The organism is Halosegnis rubeus, from assembly GCF_009184545.1.
In the GTDB taxonomy this organism is placed as follows: Archaea; Halobacteriota; Halobacteria; order Halobacteriales; family Haloarculaceae; genus Halosegnis; species Halosegnis rubeus.
The window spans coordinates 116299-136569 of sequence record NZ_QJOW01000004.1; the positions used below are offsets into that span (position 1 = coordinate 116299).

Sequence of the window (20271 nt, forward strand, 5' to 3'; positions counted from 1 at the left end):
GCGGCCGGGCGTGGGCCGCTGTCGCACGGCCGTTCGTCAGATATCTGCGTACTCCGCGTCGCCAACCTTCACGACCTGCTTGCCGATGTTGACGCCCTCGAACAGCCCGAGGAACGCGTCGGGCGCGTTCTCGAAGCCCTCGACCACGTTCTCGCGGTAGCCGACCTCGCCGGTCGCGACCCACTCGCCCAACTGCTGGAGCGCCTCGCCCCACTGCTCTGGACCGTAGTCCCGCACGAGCACGCCCTCAACCTTCGCGCGCGTCTCGATGAGCTTCGCGAGCTTTCGCGGGCCGGTCGGCACCTCAGTTGCGTTGTACAGTGCGATCTGGCCACAGACGACGACGCGGGCGCGGACGTTCAGCAGGTCCCACACCGCGTCGGTCACCTCGCCGCCGACGTTGTCGAAGTAGACGTCGACGCCGTCGGTCTCCTCGCGCAGGCGCTCGTGGACGTTTTCGGTCTTGTAGTTGATCGCCGCGTCGAAGCCGATCTCCTCGGTGAGCCACTCCAGCTTCTCGTCAGCGCCGGCGATGCCGACCACGTCACACCCACCGAGTTTGGCGACCTGTCCGACGACGCTGCCGACCGCGCCCGCGGCCGCGCTGACGACGACCGTGTCGCCCGGCTGTGGCGAGCCGACGTCGAGAATCCCCCAGTAGCCCGTCACGCCCGGCATCCCGAGCACGCCGAGGGCCGTCGAGACCGGAGCCGCGCCCGTCCGCGCGGGACGGAGACTGTCACCGTCGAGGACGGCGTGTTCGGCCCACAGCCCCTCCTCGGCCTGCACCACGTCGCCCTGCTCGAACTCCGAGTGTGCCGACTCAACGACCTCGCCGACGACCGCAGCGCGCATCGGGTCGCCGACCTCCCACGGGTCGGCGTAGCTCTCGGCGTCTCGCATCCGACCGCGCATATACGGGTCCACGGACTGATACAGCGTGTGGACGAGTACTTCACCCGGCTCCGGGTCGTCGAGTTCTGCGCTCTGTAGCTCGAAGTTCTCCATCGTCGGTTCCCCCGTCGGCCGCGAGGCCAGCGTCCACTGTCGTGTCTCCATGCCTCCGTCTCCACGCGGCGACCCCTTGACCGTTCCGCACCCGGAGACCGAAAGCGGCTTTCGGCTCGACCGCCCGCTCACGGGCATGGACGCGACCGTACGCGCGCTACGCGAGGAGGCTCGACGGACGAACGAGCGACGGGCACTCCTCGTCCACGGGTCGCGTGTGAACTGCTACGCTGCGGCGCGACGGACTCTCGACAGCGCCGACATCGCTGGCACCGACACCACCTGTCTCAGCGACGGCGACATCTGTCCGGCCGAGCATCTGCGCATCGACCACTCCGATGACCTGCTCGGGCGCACCCGCGAGGCCGTCGTCGCGGACTGTCACGATAGCTGCCGACCGAACGCTCTCGGCCGCGCCGTCGGTGCCGTCGACGGTGGCGGTCTCCTGCTCGTGCTCGCCCCGCCGCTCGACGAGTGGCCGACGACCCACGACCAGTTCACCGAACGACTCGCCGTTCCCCCGTTCGAACGGACGGAAGTCACGGGCCGGTTTCGCGAGCGACTCGCCGCGACGATGCGTGTCCACCGCGGTATCGCCGTCTACGACGCCGACGCCGAGACGTGGGAGGCGGACGGGCGCACGCATCCGGCTCCGCGCCGTCCCGCTCCTGCTCCCACGGTTCCCGACGACTACGACTTCCCGACCGCGGTGTATGAAGCGTGTCTCACGACCGACCAGCGCGATGCCGTCCACGCGTTGGAGACGCTGCGCGGCCCGGACGGTGCCGTCGTCGTCGAGGCCGACCGCGGGCGCGGGAAATCCGCCGCTGCCGGACTCGCTGCTGCCGCTCTCGTCGCCGAGGGACGGGACGTGCTCGTCACCGCACCGGGCTACCGGAACGCCGCCGAGGTGTTCGACCGCGCCGAAGTCACCCTCGACGCACTCGGTGAACCCTTCGACCGCCCCGCGGAACACCCAATCGTCGCGACCGACGGGCGAATCCGGTACGCGCCGCCGCCGGAGGCTGTCGATGACGAGACGGCCGACGTGGTTCTGGTGGACGAAGCCGCCGCCGTCCCCGTCCGTCTCCTGAAGTCCCTCGTCGAGACGGGAGCCCCTATCGCCTTCACGACGACCGTCCACGGCTACGAGGGGGCCGGCCGCGGCTTCGACGTGCGCTTTCGCGACTGGCTCCGCGACGCCGACCGCACGGTTCTGGAGCCGACGCTCGCCGACCCGATTCGGTACGCTCCCTGCGACCCAATCGAGGTGTGGGCGTTCCGGGCGCTGTGTTTCGGCGCTCGCCCGCCGGCCGAGCCGCTCATCGCCGACGCGGCTCCGGACACGACCGAGTACGTCCAGACGCACCCCGACACCCTGCTCGACGACGAACACCTGTTGCGCGAAACGTTCGGTCTGCTCGTGGCGGCCCACTACCGGACGGAGCCGGACGACCTCGCGCGGCTGCTCGACGGACCGAACCTCACCGTTCGCGCGCTCCGCCACGATGGTCACGTCGTCGCCGTCGCGCTGCTGGGGTGGGAGGGCGGTCTCTCGCCCGCTCGCTGTGAGCGGATGTACGAGGGCGAGCGGGTCGCCGGCAACATGCTTCCCGACCTGCTCACCTCACAGCTTCGTGACCCCGAGGCCGGACTCCCGCGCGGGCTTCGCGTCGTCCGCATCGCCGTCCACGAACACGCCCGCGACCGAGGTCTCGGCACCGAACTCCTCGATTCGATCCGCGAGGAGTTCTCGACCGCCGGGACGAGCGCACCACACGCCGGTGACACCGACGCGCAACGACCGCTCGCCGTCCGTCACGAGCAGGCCGGCGGCGCGTTCGACTATCTCGGCGTCGGTTTCGGCGCGACCCCGCCGCTGCTCCGATTCTGGCGGGCGGCCGGCTACCGGACGGTCCATCTGTCCACGACGCGCAACGACCGCTCCGGCGAGCACTCGACGCTGCTTGTCCACCCGCTGACTGACGACGGCGAAGACCTGCTGGCGCGCAACGACCGGTGGTTCCGCCGACGCATCGGCTCGGTGCTCGCCGACGGTCTCGCCGACTGCGAGCCGGCCATCGTCGCCGGAACGCTTCGGGCTGTCGACGGCGAGTTCGGACTCGACCTCACGGAACGAGAGTGGCGGACGGTCGCCTCGGCCGCCTACGGGCCGGGCCACTACGACTTCGCCCCACGGCCGTTCCAGGCGCTCGCGCTCCGGGGACTCGCCGACGGGGTCGCGACCGGTGAGGACGCCACGCTGCTCGTCGCGAAGGCGCTCCAGTGTCGCTCGTGGGAGCAGGTCGCCGCAGACCTCGAGTACGTCTCCACCCGGCAGTGTGCGCTCGCGTTCGGCGAGGCGGTCGAGACGCTACTCGATGTCTACGGTACCGAGACGGTCGTCCGTGAACGCGCCCGGTATCAGGCGTAGAGGCGGCTCGTCTGCGAACTCGAATCGCACCCCGCCCGACGCACTCTCGGTGATTGACGGCTCCCAGCCGTGGGCTTCGGCCGCGGCTTTCACGATAGCGAGCCCGAACCCCGTCCCGCTGTCGGAGGTGGTGAAGCCGTCGTCGAACACTTGCTCGCGGTCCTCGGCCGGGATGCCCGGCCGTTGTCACCGACGTAGAATCTCTCCTCGCCGTCCAGCGGGCCGACGCGCAGCTCCGTCGCGTTCCCGTGCTCGATGGCGTTGCGAAAGAGGTTCTCGAACAGCCGTTGGAGCTGGTCGCCGTCGCCTTCGACGGTGACGGAGTCGGCCGTGAGCGTCGCCGATTCGGCCTCGGTGACGTCCCACGCGCTCCGTGCGAGCGCGGCGAGATCGACCGCCGTCGGGTCGGTCACCTCACCACCCTGTCGCGTCACCGCCAGGACGTCGTCGATAATCTCGTCTATGCGTTCGAGCGAGTTGACGACGCGCTCGTAGGCCTCCTCGTCACCCTCCTCGTATGCCATCTGCATGTAGCCCGTCGCCACCGACAGCGGGGACCGGAGGTCGTGGCTCACGACCGACGCGAACCGTTCGAGTCGCTCGTTCTCGCGGCCCAGTTCGGCGGCGGCCTGTTCGCCGAGATTCAAAACAGTATTTCCGCGCTCAAAGGCGGTTCTCGCGGCCTGGGTCCACGTCAATCGCGTCGACCGGACACACGTCGACACACAGCATACAGTCGATACACTGCGACTCGTTTGCGGGGTCGGCTTTGCGTTCTGATTCGGGGTGTCCCGGCGTGTCGACCCACTCGAACACGTCGACTGGACAGTCCTCGAGACATGCGCCGTCCTCCAGACAGATATCGAAGTCGACGGCGACATGGGTGCCGTGGATACCCAGCTCTTCGGGTTCCTCGACGGGTCCCCACACGCGGTGTCCGTCGTGTTCCTCGACCACCTCTCGCGACTGCTCGAACTGCGGGTCGATTGCCATACAGGTGGTTCGCCCGGCGACCACTTAACCTCGGGCACCTCCAATCAGCGCGTATAGCCCTTTTGTCAGCGGGCGAATCCGGATATTCGAAAGAGTATATGAAGGCCCCCCTCCTATGGGGACAGTATGGAAGGATTCACTTCAGGTAAGGGTACCTCCGAGAGTACCCCCGAGGAATTCAAGACCGGCACGACAACGGTCGGCATCGTCGCCGACGGGGGAGTCGTGCTCGCCACCGACCGCCGGGCGAGTCTCGGCGGCCGGTTCGTCTCGAACAAGAACGCCGACAAAATCATCGAGATTCACCCGTCGGCCGCCATCACGATCTCCGGCAGCGTCGGCGCGGGTCAGAGCTTCGCCGACCAACTGCAGGCCCAGACCAGCCTGTACGAGACGCGCCGCGGGACGGAGATGAGTATGGAGGCCCTCTCGACTACGGCGTCGAACGCCATCCGCGGGATGCGCGTCGTCCCGCTGTTGGGCGGCGTCGACGAGTCGGGCGGTCACCTCTACTCGCTCGACCCGGCTGGCGGTCTCATGGAAGACACGTACGGCGCGACCGGCTCCGGGATGCAGATGGCCTACGGCGTGCTCGAAGGCAAGTACGAGGACGGCATGAGCATGGACGAGGCCGAGGAGGCTGCGCTGAAGGCCGTGAAGGCAGCGAGTGCACGCGACACCGCGTCCGGCAACGGCGCGCTCGTCGCGCGCATCACGAGTGAGGGTATCGAGCGCGAGGAACTCTCTGCGGAGGAACTCTAAGTATGCAAGGAAACTCACAACAGCAGGCGTACGACCGCGGGACGAACATCTTCAGCCCTGACGGGCGACTGTATCAGGTCGAGTACGCGCGTGAAGCGATCAAGCGCGGCTCGCCGAGCATCGGCATTCGCTACCGGAACGAGGACGACGCGGGCGTCGTCTTCGTCGCCAGCGGCCGACTCCGCTCGTCGCTGCAGGTCCCCGACAGCATCGAAAAAATCCACAAGGTCGACGACCACGTCGGCGTCGCGAGCGCCGGCCACGTCGCCGACGCGCGCCAGCTCGTCGACGTCGCGCGCCGACAGGCGCAGGTCGAGCGGCTCCGATTCGGCGAGGACGCCGGCATCGAGGCGCTGACGAAGGAGATCACCGGCTACATCCAGGAGTACACGCAGGCCGGCGGCGCGCGCCCGTTCGGCGCGGCCCTCCTCGTCGGCGGTATCGACGAGGACGGTAGTCCCCACCTGTTCGAGACGGATCCCTCGGGCACCCCGTACGAGTGGGAAGCCGTTGCCATCGGGGGCGACTCCGAGAAGATTCAGGGGTACCTCGAAGCCGAGTACGAAGCCGACACCGACGCCGACGGCGCGCTCGAACTCGCGCTCCACGCGCTCGAAGACGCCAGCGAGGGCGGTCTCGAATCCGAGGGAATGAGCGCTTCCATCGTCAGCACCGACGGGTTCCGCTCCGTGTCGGACGCTAAACTCCACGAGATGATCGACGGATACGACCTCACCCCCGACGCGGAAAGCGAGGAAGACGACGAGGAGTAACGACGGCGAAGCTAAGTAGCTCCCACCACTTTCTGCGTCCGTGTTGTCGGACGACTTCGACCGCGAGGTGTCCGGGCTCCGCGTCTCGCTCACCGACCGGTGTAACTTCGATTGCGTCTACTGTCACAACGAGGGACTGGGCGACACCCGCGGTCCCCTCGACCCGAGCGACGCAGAGATGCGCACCGATACCGTCGTCCAGACGCTCGAAGTCGCCGCCGAGTTCGGCATCGACTCGGTGAAGTTCACCGGCGGCGAGCCGATGCTCCGGCGCGACCTGGAAGAGGTCGTCCGTCGAACGCCCGACTCGATGACCACCTCGCTTACGACCAACGGGACGTTCTTGCCCGGCCGAGCCGACGCCCTCCGCGAGGCCGGCCTCTCTCGTGTCAATATCTCACAGGACACGCTCGACCCCGACGCTTTCCGCGAACTCACGCAGTCGGGAGCCTACGAGTCCGTCATCGACGGCGTCGACGCCGCGCTCGATGCCGGACTCGTGCCCGTGAAGCTGAACATGGTCGTCTTCGAGCAGACCGCCGGCTACGTCCCGGAGATGGTCGACCGCGTGGCGAACACCGACGGGCTTCGGCTCCAACTCATCGAGTACATGCCCGAAATCGCGGGCCACCCCGAGTGGGCCATCGACATCGACCGAGTCCACGACTGGCTCGACGAGCAGGCCGCACGCGTCGAACACCGCGAGATGCACGACCGCCGGCGCTACCACATCGACGGCGACAGCGACGAAGGGCTCGTCGAAATCGTCGACCCCGTCGGGAACCACGACTTCTGTGCCAACTGCCACCGGGTGCGCGTCACTCACGACGGCCATCTGAAGGGGTGTCTCAACCGCCACGACGACCACCGACCACTCGGCGAGACGAAAGCCGAGATGCGCGAGACGTTCCGCGAGACGGTTGCCAATCGCGTCCCCTACTACGGCGAGTATCTCGTCGAGGAGGACGGCGAGTGGACCGTGAACGAGGCGTATCTCGACGGCGCGGCGGACTGACTACGGCTCGGCGCGCTTTTCGTCCACGCCCAACTCTTCGAGCGCATCGAGGACGATGCGCGCCTCCACGAGGTCGCGTTCGCTGACGTTGCTGTCGGGGTACTCGGCGACGTGTGCTTCGGCCTGCTCGCGCTTGCGACGCTCCAGTGGCGTCTGGTTCGGTTCATCGCGCACGTCGTTGAGCAGCGCCTCGAAGTCCTCGCGAAACACCATCGACGCGCGGGCGGCGTTACACCGTCCGAGGGGGAGCATACCCATCTCGAGTGTGAGTTCGCGGACGACCTCCCAGTCGCTCTCACAGAAGTGTAAGGAGACCTCGCCTTCGATGTCGCGCCACGCGATCGGACCGCTGTTCTTCAGCAGTTGGACGGCCCGCGGGAAGATGTCGATACGGTGGGCCGTCTCCGGATCGTCACAGAGACAGCAGGGCTGTTCCGTCTGCCCGGTGTACATATCCGGGTTTGGGACGCCGGAGTCATAACCCTCGCGGCGAACCCCACACAGTATTTTCAGGCTCGCGACCGATCTCTCGGATATGCCACCACAGCGAGCGTACACTGGCGAACTCGCACCGTCGACACTCATCGCCGCGGGCGCTGCACTCATCGTCTTCCCCGAGCCGGCGACGACGACGCTCGGCTTCGGCGTCCTGCTGTTGGGGCTCAGCTGGTGGGTGTACGAGTGGAACTAACCCAACTCCGGTAGCCCGTCGATCGCCTCACCGAGGTGGTCGCGAACCGTCGCCATCGCGGCCTTCGTCTGTTCGTCGGCGTTTTCGAGCGGAAGCTGTTCGAGGTAGCCGTCGGCGAGGCGCGCGTACACGGACGCCTCGTCCATGTAGGTTAAGCCGAGCTGGTTCGCCCAGATGTGACCCGGCCGGTTCTGTCGGGCGTGCCACGCGAGCGACTTGCCGAGTTCCTCCTCGATAGCAGCGACCGACAGCGACGACAGCCGGGCACGCGCCTCCAGCCACGTGTCGAGCCCGTCTCCCCAAAAGGTTCGAAACCGCTCCGGGTCGTGAGGGGCCTCGATGCGGTAGTTGTCGGGGTCGTATGTCGTCAGGGCGGCCTGCGTCTGGGCGGCGGCGTGTTCGGGGTCGTCGCTCGCGGCGATGACGCGAATCACCTTCGTCCCGAGTTCGTCGCCGCCCCAGAAGCTGTGTGACCAGTGTTCGATGTTGCCTTCGAGTTCGAGCGCGTCGAACACCGGGGCGACGTGGTCGGTAAGCGCCTCGCGTTTCGCCTCGCGAAGCGGCTTGTCGATGAACCGGGGCCACGCCAGCGCGAAGGCGAGATACTCCATACCCCGACTCTACTCGCGACAGCTCTTAACGAACCGGGTCGACCGACAGCGTTTTTCACAGCCGGAGCCACCTCCGGCCGTGAACATTCGCGGTCCCGTCGTCGCCTGCGAGGAGCCACGCACAGTCGAGACCTCCGGCGGGACCAGCGAGCTCGCCGAGGTGGAAATTCGCCCCGGTCAGGGCGCACGCGACCCGGTCACGGTCACGCTGTGGGGGAAGTGGACGGAGACGGCCGCCGTGCTCGACGTCGGGATGGACCTGCTCGTCGTCGACCCCGACGAACGCGAGTATCAGGGGGAGACGCAGTACGCGACCGGCCGTGACACCTTCGTCGTCGTGAACCCGGAGTTCCTCGTGGACGTGACCGACGTGCGCTCGTGGGTCCAGTGTCCGCGGATGTACTATCTGAACAAGCTGTCCGCGACCCCGCTGGCATATCCGGTCGTGCGCGGGACGGTCGTCCACGAGGTCTTCGGCGACCTGTTGCGCGGCCACGACCTCGAAGACTCCATCGAAGAGCGCGTCGCCGAGGCCGGTCTCGACATCGGCCTGCTCGGCGAGGAACGCGACGCCGTGGCCGAGGAGGTCCGACAGAACGCCGGCGCAATCGAGGGGTGGCTCGCGCAAGGCACATTGACCGAAGAAGACGAGTGGCGCTCCGAACAGACGCTGCTCTCGGAGACGTTCGGCATCAAAGGACGGGCCGACGCGGTTCGCCGCGGGATGCCCGTCGAACTCAAGACCGGCAAGAATCTCAAGCGCGACCCCAGATTCCACGATAAGGTACAGGCGGCTTGTTATGCACTCGTCCTCGGGGAACACGAAGCCCGCCGGGAGGGAACGAGCATCGGCGCGGCGGCCCCCGATACGGGCACGCTCCTCTACACCAAGAACAACGCACTCGACCGAACAGAAGAAAACGGCGACCTCTCGCCGGCAAAGGAGTTCTCACTCGGCGTCGGCCTCCTGAAGTACGTCGTCCGCCAGCGCAACGAGATCGCCGCGATGGAACACGACTTCGACGTACCGACCGGCTACGAGGCCGACGCCGTCTGTGAGTACTGCTTCGAGCAGGACACCTGCATGGTCGTCTCCGGCCGACTGGACCAGGAGTCGAAGGCCGGGCAAATCGGGACGCCCGTGCCCGAACACGAGCGCGAGTACTTCGACCGCTTCTACCGCGCTCTCGAAGCAGAGCGCCGCGAGGTCCACGCCGAGTACCGGAAGCTGTGGGAACAGACGGCGACCGAACGGGCCGACGACGACCGCGCGCTCGTCGACCTCGACCCGGTCGACCGGACGGAACGCCCCGACGGCTCGTGGGAGCTTCGGGCGCGCCACAGCTCGGATGCGGTGTCGAAACTGCGTGAAGGCGACATCGCGCTCGCGAGCGACGGCCACCCGACCCGGGGGACAGCCGAACTGGCCCGAATCCAGCGGTTGGACGACGAGGTCGTCGTCACGGCCGACGAACCCTTCGACCTCCGACGGCTCGACGTGTACCCCTCGGAACTGAACGTTGCCCGTCAACTCGCGGCCCTCCACGACGCGATTCTGAAGGGCGACCCCGACGAGAAGGACGTGCTGTTCGGGCAGCGCGACCCGACCTTCTCGGGCCCGGAGCGAACCTACATCGACAACAACGACGCACAGGACGCGGCCGTCAACAAGGCCGTGCGCGCCGACGACTTCGCGCTCGTCCACGGTCCGCCCGGAACGGGAAAGACCTACACGCTCGCCCGGACGGTGCGTGCACTCGTCGCCGACGGCCAGCGCGTCCTCCTGGGCGCCTTCACGAACCGGGCGGTCGACAACGCCCTCGAAGCGCTCCGCGAGCAGGGGTTCGAGTCGTTCGTCCGCGTTGGAACCGAGTCGGGCGTCCGCGCCGACATGCAGGACAGCCGACTCACGACGACCGGCGACCCCGAGCAGGTGACCGGGACGCTCGCCGACGCGCAGGTGGTCGCCGCGACGACCGCCTCCTGCGGGAGTCGCGCCGTCCGCGAACAGAAGTTCGACGTGGCGGTCGTCGACGAAGCCGGCCAGCTTACGGAACCGGGGACGCTCGCCGCCGTCAACCGCGCCGACCGGTTCGTACTCGTCGGGGACCACCAGCAGTTACCGCCGGTCGCTAGAGCGGAGAACGACCTCCAGACCTCGCTGTTCGAGCGGCTCATCGAACAGGCCCCCGACGCCGGCGTCCTGCTCGACCGCCAGTACCGGATGGCACAACGGATTCAGTGGTTCTCCTCACGGGAGTTCTACGACGGACAACTGCGCCCGGCGACCCCCGAGGTGGCCGGGCAGACGCTCGCCGACATCGGCGTCGACACCGACGACCTGCCGCCAGAGCTACGCTCACAGGTGGCGTTCGTCGACCCCGACGGCGAGCAGACGGGGAACACGAATCGCACCGAGGCCGACCGCGTCGCCGACATCGTGGAGTCGTACGTCGCGACGGGGGTTCCGCGCTCTGAAATCGGCGTCATCGCGCCGTTCCGGGCGCAGGTCGCCGAACTGTCGAAGCGGCTCCCCGACACCACCGTCGATACCGTCGACCGGTTTCAGGGATCTGCAAAGGAGGTCATCGTCATCTCCTTCGTCGCCACGGGCGGCTTCGACGGTCCCATCTTCGAGGACGCCCGGCGGATGAACGTTGCCCTGACGCGGGCCAAGAAGGCGCTCGCGCTCGTCGGCGACCCCGAGACGCTGGCGAGCGAGCCGTTCTACCACCGGCTGCTGGACTGGGCGAGCGCGTAACGTACCGCCTGCCAAACAGTTAATCCGAGTGAGACGTAACTCCGGCGTGAACCGCGTGGACATGGGGACGGGTCGACGGCTGTTGCTGTTGGCGCTCGCCGTCGTCTCGATTACCGCGACGACGTGGGGGTGGCAACTGCTCTACGCGAACCCGAACGTCAGCCTGCTCAACGCCATCTCGGTCATCATCGTCCCGGCGACAGTCGGGGCCATCGCCGCCTACTACGGCATCAGGGGTTAGTCGTGAACCGTCGCGTCGTCGCCGATTTCCTCCAGCACGCGCGCGTGGAACTCCTGTAGCACCGCCGACTCGTCTTCGGCCAACACCACGTCGCTGGCCATCAGCGTCGCCAGCCCGAACGCCCGCGGCGACGGCGAGTCGACCGTCTGAGTCTCCACCCGGAGATTACCCTCGGACACCGACGCGAGCACGTCCTCCAGCGCAGCGACGTTCAGTTTGTCCTCCAGAATCTCGCGGTACGTCTCCTCCATGACGGCAAAGCCATCGAGGTCCTGAGCGAACGACAGCAGCATCTCCGAAGATACCTGCTGTTGGGCGGCCGTTTTCTCGTGGCCCTTGTACCGTTTCAGAATCATGAGCGACCGGGTGGCGTTGATGCGGAAGTAGCGCTTGAGCAGGTCCGAGCCGTCGAGACTCGCCCGCAAGTCGCCGCGTATCTCCGACGGGTCGATACCCTCGATGACGCGCTGGAGGTTCACCTTCCGGTTCAGCGGGAGCGTGAGTGTGAAGCCGTTGTCAGCGACCGCGAGTTGGACGTTCGCGTTGGTCTGTTGTGCGACGTGGTACGCGCACAGTCGCGAGAGCCCGTCGTTGAACCGCCGTCCGTACGCCGAGTGGACGTGGTAGTGGCGGCGATACTCGTCGCGGTCTAACGCCACCTCGACCGCCAGCCGGTCGTGTGTCGAGACCGACGCCGCTCCCGCGTAGCGGAGCTGTTCGTCGTACATTCGGGCCAGCGCGCGGACGGTGTTTTCATCCATCGGAAGGTCGCGGAGCCACGCCCGCACGGCGGGCGGGCCACCGTCTTGGAGCGTGGCGACCATCTCCCGCTGGAAGTCGAGAATCTCGCGACCGAGGTCATATGAGAGGGGGAGCCGCTCGGAGTACCACGACGGGACCGTCGCGGTCTTGTTCGTCGGATCGACGTACGCCTTCGTGCCCCGGCGGTAGCTGTACTGGTAGTTCGACCCGCCGAGCACGAACACGTCGCCCTTCTCCAGCGTGTCGAGGTACTCCTCGTCGAGCTGGCCGACCCACTCGTCGGAGCCGCGCACGTACACGTCAATGTCGAAGGAGTCGGGGATGGTTCCGAGGTTCGTCATGTAGATGACGCGGGCCAGCCGGCCGCGCTTGCCGATGAGTTCTTCGCCCACGTCGTACTCCTCGTAGTGGTGGTCGCCGTTCGGCGGGTCGTTGGTGTCGCGCCAAATCTTCGGATAGACGTTCTTCTCCTCCAGCCCGTCGTAGTCGCCGGTCATATACGCGAACAGCGATTCGAACTCCGCGTCGCCGTACTCCCGGTACGGGTACGCAGACCGGAGAATCTCTCGCACCTCGGTCTCGGGCCGTACTTGATTAATCGCCATCCCGTAGACGTGTTGCGTCGCCACGTCGTGTGCGCCCTCGGGGAGGAACACCCTGTCCACGAACCCCTCCTCGGCTTTCTTCAGCATGACGGCACACTCCACGAGCTCGTCGCGGTCGAGCGCGTAGACGCGCCCCTTGACCGTCTCGCCGAGCTGGTGGCCGGCCCGGCCGACGCGCTGGAGCAGCGACGCGACCGATTTCGGCGAGCCGACCTGCACCACGAGGTCGATGTGGGGCATGTCGATACCGAGTTCCAGCGACGTGGACGTGGTCACCACGTCGATGCTTCCTTGCTTCAGTCGTCCCTCAATCTCCTGTCGTCGCTCCTTCGAGAGCGAGCCGTGGTGACAGCCGGAATCCGACTCGTCGAAGCCGTGGTGCTCTCGCAGATTCGAGAGGACGCGCTCTGCTCCAGACCGGGTGTTCGTGAACACGAGCGTGTTCTCGTGGTCGGCGATGAGCCCGGCGAGGTCGTCGTAGAAGCGCTCGCTCACCACCGCCGGCGGCGTGTCGATGAGGTCGTCGGTCGGACACGCCAGCTCCATGTCGAACTCGCGGACGAACCGGGCGTCCACGATGTCGAACTCGCGGGGGTCACCGTCCTCGTAGCCGACGAGGAACTCCCCGACCGCATCGAGCGGTTCGACCGTCGCCGAACAGCCAATGCGCGTCGGCGAGGTGGCACACATCGCTTCCAGCCGTTCGAGCGATACCGACAGGTGGGTTCCCCGCTTGTTCTCCGCCAGCGAGTGAATCTCGTCGACGACGACGTACTCGACGCTCTCCAGCTTCTTCTTGAACTTCGGAGAGTTCAGCAGGATAGCGAGCGTCTCCGGAGTCGTGTTGAGGATGTGTGGCGTCTCCTTCAACATCTTCTGACGCTCTGAATCCGAGGTATCGCCGTGTCGAATCGCCTGTCGCACGTCGACGTTCTCTGGACACCGCTCGGAAATCCCCGCAAGCGGCTCGGCGAGGTTCCGATGGATGTCGTTGGCGAGTGACTTCAGCGGCGAGACGTACAGACAGTAGACGGCGTTGTCCAACTCGTCCGTGCGGGCGCGGCCGACGAGGTCGTCGATGATTGCGGTGAAGGAGGCGAGCGTCTTGCCAGAGCCGGTCGGCGCACAGACGAGGGCGTTCTGTTCGTCGTCGATGAGCGGAATCGCCCCCTTCTGTGGTGGCGTGAAGAAGCCGCCGTTCTCCGGGACAAACTCGCCGAACTGGTCGAGCCACCACTCCTGGGTCTCGGGTTCGAGTCGGTCGAGCACGTCGCCGTCGTCGATGTCGACGCGCTCGGGGTCGAACTCGATGTCCTCGCGCGTGGCGAGCCGCTCGCGCACACTCATACTCACTGGTAGGACTGGCACCCTGAAGTCCGTTGTGCCCGCCGAAGGCCAACGCACAAGACGCCACCTCCACACCTTCGGGTATGCGCGTCACGTTTCTCGGCACCGGCAGCGCCATGCCGACGGGCGAGCGGAACCAGACTGGCCTCCTGCTCGAAGCCGGCGGCGACCGACTGCTCGTAGACTGTGGCAGCGGCGTCCTCGGTGCGCTCGCTGACACCTCCGGCGGCTACGAATCCACGGATACCGTCCTGCTCACTCACCACCACCTCGACCACGTCTCCGACCTGCTCGCCCTGCTGAAGGCCCGCTGGCTCGTCGGCGAGGAACACCTCACCGTCGTCGGTCCGGCCGGCACCGAATCGCTCCTCGGTGACCTGCTCGACGCCCACGAGTATCTCCGCGGTCGCGTCGACCTCACGGTCCGCGATATCGACCCCGGGGCGACGACGGTCGCCGGCTTCGACATCGAGGCGACTGAGACCGTCCACTCGATGGACTGTCTCGCCTATCGGTTCGCCCACGACTCGGTAGACGGGGAGTTCTGCTTTTCGGGCGATTCGGAGGCGACCGAACCTGTCGCCGACCTCGCCGACGGCGCGGCCGTGTTAGCTCACGACTGCTCGTTTCCCGACGACATCGACGTGTCGAACCACCCGACGCCGACCGCCCTCGGTGAACTGCTCGCCGGCCGGGACATCGAGGAGGTGTATCTCACCCACCTGTACCCGCACACCGACGGCAGACACCGGGAGATGACCGACGCCGTGCGCGCGAACTTCGACGGGACGGTCCGGATGGCTCGCGACGGGTTGACGGTCGAGATTTAATTAAGAAGCCGCTCCACCGACCGCGTGACCTGACGACTGGCCGCCGGGAGACGAGGGCGTGGTACGAGCAATCCCGGCGTCGCGGCCGCTCGTCTGTTCGCTTAGTCGAGTCGGTATCGCAACAGCGCCGCGACCCCGCCGAGATTCTGGAGTTGGCGACCCGGGTCGAAGTCGCTGGAGAAGACGGTCACGTCCCCGCCCTTCTGCTCGACGCTCCGGATGAGTTCGTTCGCGTCCACGTCCCACTCTCCCTCGCCGGCGCGCTCCTTCCGGAGTCGGCTGTCGAGGATGAGTAGCTTCTCGACCGCGCCGAACTCGGCGGCCTGCATCGTCTCGTCGATGCCGTAGGTCGCCTTCGCGCCCTCGCCGATGCGCTGGGTGAGTTCGTCGATGAGGTCCGCCTCCTCGGCGATGCGCGTCTCGGCTTGGACCTCCTCGACAGCGCCGCGCTTGAGCACCTCGTGGACGCCACGGCCACCCGCGGCGGAGGTGTCGACCGTCGTGGTACGCTCCGTGAGCGACGGGTACTCCTCGCTGAAATAGTCGAGTGCGTCCTGCTTCGTGAACCCCGGGCCGGCGAGAATGATCGCCTCGGCGTCCGTGCGCCGGAGGACGGCCCCGAGTTCGTCGAACAACTCCTCTCGCGGGCGAGCGTACTCCCCCTTTCCGGTCGGTTTGGTGATAGCAGCACGCTCCTCGACGCCGTACTGCTCGACGGTGTGGACGTACGCTTCCCCCTCCTCGACGGTCGCGATGGCGACATCGGGATTTTCCGTCGCCTCGACGGCCTCCTGGAGTCGTTCGAGCTGGTCGGTCTGCCACTGCTTTTCGATTTCCAGTTCGGTGCGCTCCTCGACGTTGAGCGTGTGGTGGAAGCCGAGCTGGTCCTCTCGCGAGCAGTCGGCGATTTCCCCGCCGACGCGCAGTCGGTTCGCAAACTTCGCGAACTCCACGTCGTCGACGGCGAGTTCGACCCACATGTGTTCGCGCTCGCCGCCGGAGTCTCGGAGCTGGTCGTCGTTGCGCTGGATGCGTCGTGTCGTGTCGCCGCCGACCCGGTCGCCCGGTTCGATGACGTAGGTGAGATGCCACAGGTCATCGAGACTCTCGGGGACGACCGTGATTCGCTCGCGGTCGCCCTCGCGCTGTTGGCGGTCGGCAATACGCATACCTCGACTGCGGGAGCCGGAGAGAAAGGCCCTGTTATTTGGCCTGCAGTCCACGCGCGTTCGCGTAGCCGCGGCCGAACAGATAGAAGAACACCGCCTGCGCGTAAAACTGAACGAAGACGGCAAGCAGGAGGAACAGCCCTAGCGTGAATACGGTCAACACGGTGTTCATGATACCGATGAGGACGACGGCGGCGATACCGAGTAGTCCGGCGACGAGATACTCGACTGAAAACGCCACGCCGAAGACATCGGAGAGCGCGAACGCGTCCGCGATGTCGCCGCTACGGGCCATGTTCGCCAGCGCGGCCGGAAAGACGTACGTCGCGAGCAGAACCGTCACGAGACTCGCGAAGACGAACAGCGCACCGACCACACCGATGCCGGTGGCGACGCCGGCGACTGCACGCTCCTGTGCGAGGATTGCGCCGACGCCGATGACGATGCCGCCGATGAGGGTGAACACCAGCGGGACGAGAAAGTAGACGAAACTGACGACGACGGCCTTCAGCCCGTCCACGCTGAGTTCGACCCACTCACCGAACACCGGCGGCGTCTCGTCGCCGTCAATCCCCGCCTTCACGACGCGAAGATAGTAGCCGAACAGGGGGAGCAAGGGCAACACGAACGGCGAGAGCAGCACCAACACGCCGCCGATGAGGAGACTGCGGGCGCTGTCGTCGCCAGCGAATGGAAATCTGAGTGCGTCCTCGAACATACGTCCCCGTGGCTCGCAGAGGGTATGAACGTTGCCGCGTTACTCGCGGATTCGCGACCCGCCCGGCGGACAGAACTCCTGAATTCGGTCGGGCGAGGCCACCTTCCGGAGGAACGACTTGTCGGCAAAGCGACCCTTGAACTCCCGGTACAGCAGCTTCGCGATGTCGTTTTGGGCGTACTGGCCCGGTTCGAGTTTGACGTACGTCTCCACGTCGTCCTCGACGGCGCGTTCCGGGCCGCCGAGGACGCGCGTTTCGGGTTCACACTGGATACCGACCGCACAGTCGACGCTGGTCGACTCGAAGTAGGTCCGGTCGCCCCGAATCGTGAACCCGCCCTTTTCGAGATACTCACCGGACTCCGGAGTCTTCGACACCTGACTCGGCTCAACCATGTACACGTCGCCGTCGAACTTGCCGTCCTTCCAGACCGACGAGTGGGTGACGGCAAACCGGGCGGCCTCCTCCTTCGAGGCGTCGGGCAGGTCGATATCCTTCGACGGCTCGGAGGGACCGGTGGCTTTCAACACGGTGACCGGTCCGCCGTGGGCCTGCGCGTGGAAGAAGCGGTCGCCGCTTTCCATGTACTTCTTGACGATTTCCTCGTTCTGGTCGGCGTTGCGTCCCCCGATGACGAGGAAGCCGTCGCTGGTGTGGAACCACCGGAACCGCTCGTACCACTGCTCGTCGTAGCGAACCGGAATATCCTGTTTCGCGAGCCAGTCGGTCTCGCCCGTCCGCTCCTCGTCTGCGGGTTCGGTCTCCGCGTCGTCGGCCGTCCACTCGTCGCGGCGCTGTTTGGCGTCTTCAAGGTCCTCGCGCGTATCCTCGATGGCAGCGAGCGCGCCCTCTTTTTTCCCCTCGATGCGCTTTGCCTCCTGGTACAGCCGGTCTGCGTTCTTCTCGACGCCGTCCTCCGGCACGAGGTCGATGTGCGTCCCGTCGAGTTCGACGGTCACCTCACCGGCCTCCGGTGTAACTCCGACGACGCGCTCGGCCCGTTCGTTGCCGGCCTCGGCCGCCTCGGCGAACGTCGCTTCGAGGTCGTCCCACGGGACGCCGGACTCGCGTGCCTCGCGCACCGTCGTCAGTATCTCGTCCACGAGGTCGTAGTTACCGTACAGCCGTTCGGCGCGTTCCCGCACCTCGTTGGCCTCCTGTTCGAACCCCTCGATAGCGCCATTCTGCTGTTCGATGATGCGTTCGAACTTCGCGATTTCTTCCTCGAACCCCGGCCGGGAGCTGCCGGGCGTCGGCTCCTCGCGGTCGAGTTCGAAGAAGTAGTCGTCGAGTGCGCCGGTGAACCGGTCGTAGCTGTCACAGTCCATTCGCCCGTGTTCGTCCATCGGGACGGGGGTCACGTCGACCGGCCGGGTGCGTTCGCCGTCGTCGCTCTCCCAGTAGACGCGCGGGTCGAACTGACCGTCCTGAATCGACTCGCGCAGCCGTTCGAGTGCACCGAACACCTCGGCGAGGGTCTCGTCGCCCGCCTCGTCGATGTCGAGTTCCTTCTCGACGCCGGCGCGTGAACAGAGTTCCTCGGCCCACAACCCCCCGAGATTGTGTTGGGTGGCGAGCGTCCGTACAACGTCGGTGTCGGAGTCGCGCATCTTGGCGTCGAAGGCTTCTCGCGAGCAGGTCATCGGGTTGAACCGTGAAGCGGGAAAGCCGTAGACGGAGCCGGGGGCGACGGTTCGGGACTTGAGCCGAACCGTGTCCAGACAGTCGATGACCTCGCGGTCTTTGTTCATCACGACGATGTTGCCGTCGCCGAACAGCTCCGCGAGCACGAGGGTGTTCGCGTCCTCGCGGGCGAACTCGAAGACGAGGATTCGGTCGAACTCGTACTGGCGCACGTCGACGAGGTCAGCCCCCGAAAGCCGGTTGCGCAGCATCATCGCGAAGTTCGGCGGCCGACCGGGTGCGTCGGGGACGTTGTCCGGGTCGGCGATGTGGGCGCGCTTGGGGTCGCCGGCCTCGATGATGAGCTCGACGCGGCCGCGGTCGAAGTCCCGCATCTTGACTCGGAGGAGGTCGTCGTCGTAGAGATACGCCTTGTCGACCTTCGCGCCCTCATAGTCGCGAAGCTCGGTCGCGAGCGCACGGATATCCACGCTCGACATGGCTCGCTTCTGGTCCATAGCCACCATTCTCGGGTCGGGAGGAAACCGTTGTCGCCTTGGGGCCACACTGTTTTGTCGGCGGCGTGTGACCACTCCCCATGCCGACAGAGATTCTCGACGGCGTCTACGACATCACCTGTACCGAGGTCGACGGCGCACCGGGACGCATCCGTGCGTATCTGACCGACGGGGGCACACTCGTCGACACCGGGCTTCCGGACTCGACGACCGCACTTCTGGACGGTATCGACGCCACCGGTATCGACCTCGAGCGCGTCGTCATCACCCACATGCACCCCGACCACACCGGCGGCATCGACGCCGTGCTCGGCAGCTACGACGCCGACCTCTATCTCCCAGTCGGAGCCGACCCAGAGGAGACCCCGCCCGTCGACCACTTCTACGGTGACGGGGACACCGTCGGTCCGTTCGAAGCCGTCCACGTGCCGGGCCACGTCGGCCACCAGCACGCGCTGATTGCGACGGACGACGACTACGCGATTCTCGCCGATGCAGTGTCGGGCGCAGACCAGCGCGGTCTGGCCGGCGGATTCCACCTTCCGCCAGAGAAGTTCACGCAGGACCTCGGGCAGGCAGAGCGGTCGCTGGAAAAGCTGCGTGCCTACGAGTTCGACGCCGGTCTCGTCTTTCACGGCTCGAGCGTGCTCTCGGAGGCGTCGGCCACACTCGACCGGTACGTCCTGCCCGCGGAGTAGCTACCAGAACTCGTCGGTCACGGCCCGGAGGTGATCGCCCGCGCCCGTGAGAACGGGCTCGCCGTGGGCTGCGAGTCCGCGCTCGAACTCGTGGTCGCGGGCGAAGGCGTACGCGCTCTCGCGGACGGCACGCATCTCGTAGGAATCCAGCCAGAACGGCGTCGTGAACTCACCGTCCGTGGCCCACACGAGGTCGCCGAGGAAAGCCGCGTCCAGTCCCTCGTGGGTGTAGACGGTGTGGCCGGGGTTGTGCCCCGGGGTGTGGTGGGCGGTGAAGTTGCCGACCGTCTCTCCGTCGGCTATCGGCCGGAGGTCGTGGCCGGCGAGCGGGAACAGCCGTCGCGCGATGCGGTGGAACAGCCCCTTGTGGTGAACGAGATTCGGATCCCACGCACCGGTGACGAGGTCGACGTCGCGTTCACCCATGTACATCGGCACGCCGTGGTCGCGCAGCGCGCGCGCCCCGCCGACGTGATCGATGTCGTAGTGCGTGAAGAGTACGCGGTCGATATCGGCTCGCTCGTATCCGGCGCGGTCGAGCTCCGTCGCGAGCGACGGATAGTTTATCGGCAGCCCGGCGTCGATGAGCGTCACCGCCTCGCCGTCGTCCACCAGATAACAGTTCGTCGCGAAGGGGGGAACGAGTCCCAAATCGAGCAGCCACAACCCATCAGCGAGCCGGCGTGCCATACCTACAACTCGGCGCGCGAG

The 20271-nt window shown here is 66.6% G+C and carries 20 protein-coding genes; 9 read left to right on the forward strand and 11 right to left on the reverse strand.

Annotated elements, in window-relative coordinates; translation table 11 throughout:
- Window positions 1–36 precede the first annotated feature (36 nt).
- On the reverse strand, window positions 37–1059 hold the full coding sequence (locus tag DMP03_RS10320) for an NADP-dependent oxidoreductase (protein WP_152120590.1): 1023 nt from the start codon (window positions 1057–1059) through the stop codon (window positions 37–39).
- Here DMP03_RS10320 and tmcA point away from each other — a divergent pair.
- Window positions 1058–3442 carry a tRNA(Met) cytidine acetyltransferase TmcA gene (tmcA, locus tag DMP03_RS10325; RefSeq protein WP_328593017.1) on the forward strand — a complete coding sequence of 795 codons (2385 nt, stop codon included), beginning with the start codon at window positions 1058–1060 and terminating at the stop codon, window positions 3440–3442. The genes DMP03_RS10320 and tmcA overlap by 2 nt on opposite strands.
- On the opposite strand, the gene DMP03_RS14960 is transcribed toward tmcA, so the two are convergent.
- The 3 genes from DMP03_RS14960 to DMP03_RS10340 are packed head-to-tail and all read right to left on the reverse strand — an operon-like array spanning window position 3383 to window position 4435.
- Window positions 3383–3592: a HAMP domain-containing histidine kinase gene (locus tag DMP03_RS14960; RefSeq protein ID WP_172967128.1), complete on the reverse strand. Its 210-nt coding sequence runs from the start codon at window positions 3590–3592 to the stop codon at window positions 3383–3385. The two genes, tmcA and DMP03_RS14960, sit on opposite strands and share 60 nt — an antisense overlap.
- Window positions 3532–4089, reverse strand: coding sequence for a histidine kinase dimerization/phospho-acceptor domain-containing protein (locus DMP03_RS10335; RefSeq protein WP_172967129.1), 558 nt, complete (start codon window positions 4087–4089; stop codon window positions 3532–3534). The genes DMP03_RS14960 and DMP03_RS10335 overlap by 61 nt, the downstream gene beginning before the upstream one ends.
- 16 nt (window positions 4090–4105) lie before the next feature.
- Entirely contained in the window at window positions 4106–4435 is a 330-nt protein-coding gene (locus tag DMP03_RS10340) for a 4Fe-4S dicluster domain-containing protein (protein ID WP_152120592.1), read from the reverse strand.
- A gap of 126 nt (window positions 4436–4561) precedes the next feature.
- On the opposite strand from DMP03_RS10340, the gene DMP03_RS10345 reads away from it, so the two are divergent.
- From DMP03_RS10345 to moaA, 3 genes are read left to right on the forward strand one after another with little or no spacing between them, the layout of a single operon-like run.
- Complete coding sequence (locus DMP03_RS10345; protein ID WP_152120593.1) at window positions 4562–5197, forward strand: proteasome subunit beta; 636 nt, start codon at window positions 4562–4564, stop codon at window positions 5195–5197.
- A 2-nt stretch (window positions 5198–5199) separates the two neighbouring features.
- Window positions 5200–5970 carry an archaeal proteasome endopeptidase complex subunit alpha gene (locus DMP03_RS10350; protein ID WP_152120594.1) on the forward strand — a complete coding sequence of 257 codons (771 nt, stop codon included), beginning with the start codon at window positions 5200–5202 and terminating at the stop codon, window positions 5968–5970.
- Between the two features lie 40 nt (window positions 5971–6010).
- On the forward strand, window positions 6011–6985 hold the full coding sequence (gene moaA, locus DMP03_RS10355; protein ID WP_152120595.1) for a GTP 3',8-cyclase MoaA: 975 nt from the start codon (window positions 6011–6013) through the stop codon (window positions 6983–6985).
- On the opposite strand, the gene DMP03_RS10360 is transcribed toward moaA, so the two are convergent.
- Window positions 6986–7438: a hypothetical protein gene (locus DMP03_RS10360; RefSeq protein WP_152120596.1), complete on the reverse strand. Its 453-nt coding sequence runs from the start codon at window positions 7436–7438 to the stop codon at window positions 6986–6988.
- A gap of 82 nt (window positions 7439–7520) precedes the next feature.
- On the opposite strand from DMP03_RS10360, the gene DMP03_RS14345 reads away from it, so the two are divergent.
- Window positions 7521–7676, forward strand: coding sequence for a hypothetical protein (locus DMP03_RS14345; protein ID WP_172967130.1), 156 nt, complete (start codon window positions 7521–7523; stop codon window positions 7674–7676).
- Here DMP03_RS14345 and DMP03_RS10365 read toward each other — a convergent pair.
- A complete protein-coding gene (locus tag DMP03_RS10365) occupies window positions 7673–8287 on the reverse strand; it encodes a hypothetical protein (RefSeq protein ID WP_152120597.1) in 615 nt (204 codons plus the stop codon). The genes DMP03_RS14345 and DMP03_RS10365 overlap by 4 nt on opposite strands.
- A 79-nt stretch (window positions 8288–8366) precedes the next feature.
- On the opposite strand from DMP03_RS10365, the gene DMP03_RS10370 reads away from it, so the two are divergent.
- Window positions 8367–11048 carry an AAA domain-containing protein gene (locus tag DMP03_RS10370; RefSeq protein ID WP_152120598.1) on the forward strand — a complete coding sequence of 894 codons (2682 nt, stop codon included), beginning with the start codon at window positions 8367–8369 and terminating at the stop codon, window positions 11046–11048.
- Window positions 11049–11094: 46 nt separating this feature from the next.
- On the forward strand, window positions 11095–11289 hold the full coding sequence (locus DMP03_RS10375; RefSeq protein WP_152120599.1) for a hypothetical protein: 195 nt from the start codon (window positions 11095–11097) through the stop codon (window positions 11287–11289).
- On the opposite strand, the gene DMP03_RS10380 is transcribed toward DMP03_RS10375, so the two are convergent.
- Window positions 11286–14003: an ATP-dependent helicase gene (locus DMP03_RS10380; RefSeq protein ID WP_152120600.1), complete on the reverse strand. Its 2718-nt coding sequence runs from the start codon at window positions 14001–14003 to the stop codon at window positions 11286–11288. The genes DMP03_RS10375 and DMP03_RS10380 overlap by 4 nt on opposite strands.
- 83 nt (window positions 14004–14086) lie before the next feature.
- Between DMP03_RS10380 and DMP03_RS10385 the strand changes: the two genes are divergently transcribed.
- Window positions 14087–14833 (forward strand): MBL fold metallo-hydrolase, encoded by a 747-nt coding sequence (locus DMP03_RS10385; protein WP_152120601.1) that lies wholly within the window; start codon window positions 14087–14089, stop codon window positions 14831–14833.
- A gap of 101 nt (window positions 14834–14934) precedes the next feature.
- Here DMP03_RS10385 and DMP03_RS10390 read toward each other — a convergent pair whose 3' ends face one another.
- Genes DMP03_RS10390 through rqcH form a run of 3 tightly spaced genes read right to left on the reverse strand, consistent with a single transcriptional unit; the run spans window position 14935 to window position 18862 of the window.
- Window positions 14935–16002 (reverse strand): mRNA surveillance protein pelota, encoded by a 1068-nt coding sequence (locus tag DMP03_RS10390; RefSeq protein ID WP_152120602.1) that lies wholly within the window; start codon window positions 16000–16002, stop codon window positions 14935–14937.
- A 34-nt stretch (window positions 16003–16036) separates the two neighbouring features.
- On the reverse strand, window positions 16037–16720 hold the full coding sequence (locus DMP03_RS10395; protein ID WP_152120603.1) for a DUF4013 domain-containing protein: 684 nt from the start codon (window positions 16718–16720) through the stop codon (window positions 16037–16039).
- A gap of 39 nt (window positions 16721–16759) precedes the next feature.
- A complete protein-coding gene (rqcH, locus tag DMP03_RS10400; RefSeq protein ID WP_152120604.1) occupies window positions 16760–18862 on the reverse strand; it encodes a ribosome rescue protein RqcH in 2103 nt (700 codons plus the stop codon).
- An 80-nt stretch (window positions 18863–18942) separates the two neighbouring features.
- Between rqcH and DMP03_RS10405 the strand changes: the two genes are divergently transcribed.
- The gene (locus tag DMP03_RS10405; RefSeq protein WP_152120605.1) at window positions 18943–19560 is read left to right on the forward strand and encodes an MBL fold metallo-hydrolase; all 618 of its coding nucleotides are present in this window, start codon (window positions 18943–18945) and stop codon (window positions 19558–19560) included.
- Here DMP03_RS10405 and DMP03_RS10410 read toward each other — a convergent pair whose 3' ends face one another.
- On the reverse strand, window positions 19561–20250 hold the full coding sequence (locus DMP03_RS10410; protein ID WP_152120606.1) for an MBL fold metallo-hydrolase: 690 nt from the start codon (window positions 20248–20250) through the stop codon (window positions 19561–19563). It abuts the gene before it with no gap.
- Window positions 20251–20271 lie beyond the last annotated feature (21 nt).

What these genes read in the sequence shown, in the direction of transcription:
- tmcA (WP_328593017.1), top strand. Translation starts at nt 1,058, where the DNA reads ATGCCTCCGTCTCCACGCGGCGACCCCTTGACCGTTCCGCACCCGGAG.
- DMP03_RS10320 (WP_152120590.1), bottom strand. Translation starts at nt 1,059, where the DNA reads ATGGAGACACGACAGTGGACGCTGGCCTCGCGGCCGACGGGGGAACCG.
- DMP03_RS10340 (WP_152120592.1), bottom strand. Translation starts at nt 4,435, where the DNA reads ATGGCAATCGACCCGCAGTTCGAGCAGTCGCGAGAGGTGGTCGAGGAA.
- DMP03_RS10345 (WP_152120593.1), top strand. Translation starts at nt 4,562, where the DNA reads ATGGAAGGATTCACTTCAGGTAAGGGTACCTCCGAGAGTACCCCCGAG.
- DMP03_RS10350 (WP_152120594.1), top strand. Translation starts at nt 5,200, where the DNA reads ATGCAAGGAAACTCACAACAGCAGGCGTACGACCGCGGGACGAACATC.
- DMP03_RS10360 (WP_152120596.1), bottom strand. Translation starts at nt 7,438, where the DNA reads ATGTACACCGGGCAGACGGAACAGCCCTGCTGTCTCTGTGACGATCCG.
- DMP03_RS14345 (WP_172967130.1), top strand. Translation starts at nt 7,521, where the DNA reads ATGCCACCACAGCGAGCGTACACTGGCGAACTCGCACCGTCGACACTC.
- DMP03_RS10365 (WP_152120597.1), bottom strand. Translation starts at nt 8,287, where the DNA reads ATGGAGTATCTCGCCTTCGCGCTGGCGTGGCCCCGGTTCATCGACAAG.
- DMP03_RS10380 (WP_152120600.1), bottom strand. Translation starts at nt 14,003, where the DNA reads ATGAGTGTGCGCGAGCGGCTCGCCACGCGCGAGGACATCGAGTTCGAC.
- DMP03_RS10385 (WP_152120601.1), top strand. Translation starts at nt 14,087, where the DNA reads ATGCGCGTCACGTTTCTCGGCACCGGCAGCGCCATGCCGACGGGCGAG.
- DMP03_RS10390 (WP_152120602.1), bottom strand. Translation starts at nt 16,002, where the DNA reads ATGCGTATTGCCGACCGCCAACAGCGCGAGGGCGACCGCGAGCGAATC.
- DMP03_RS10395 (WP_152120603.1), bottom strand. Translation starts at nt 16,720, where the DNA reads ATGTTCGAGGACGCACTCAGATTTCCATTCGCTGGCGACGACAGCGCC.
- rqcH (WP_152120604.1), bottom strand. Translation starts at nt 18,862, where the DNA reads ATGGACCAGAAGCGAGCCATGTCGAGCGTGGATATCCGTGCGCTCGCG.
- DMP03_RS10405 (WP_152120605.1), top strand. Translation starts at nt 18,943, where the DNA reads ATGCCGACAGAGATTCTCGACGGCGTCTACGACATCACCTGTACCGAG.
- DMP03_RS10410 (WP_152120606.1), bottom strand. Translation starts at nt 20,250, where the DNA reads ATGGCACGCCGGCTCGCTGATGGGTTGTGGCTGCTCGATTTGGGACTC.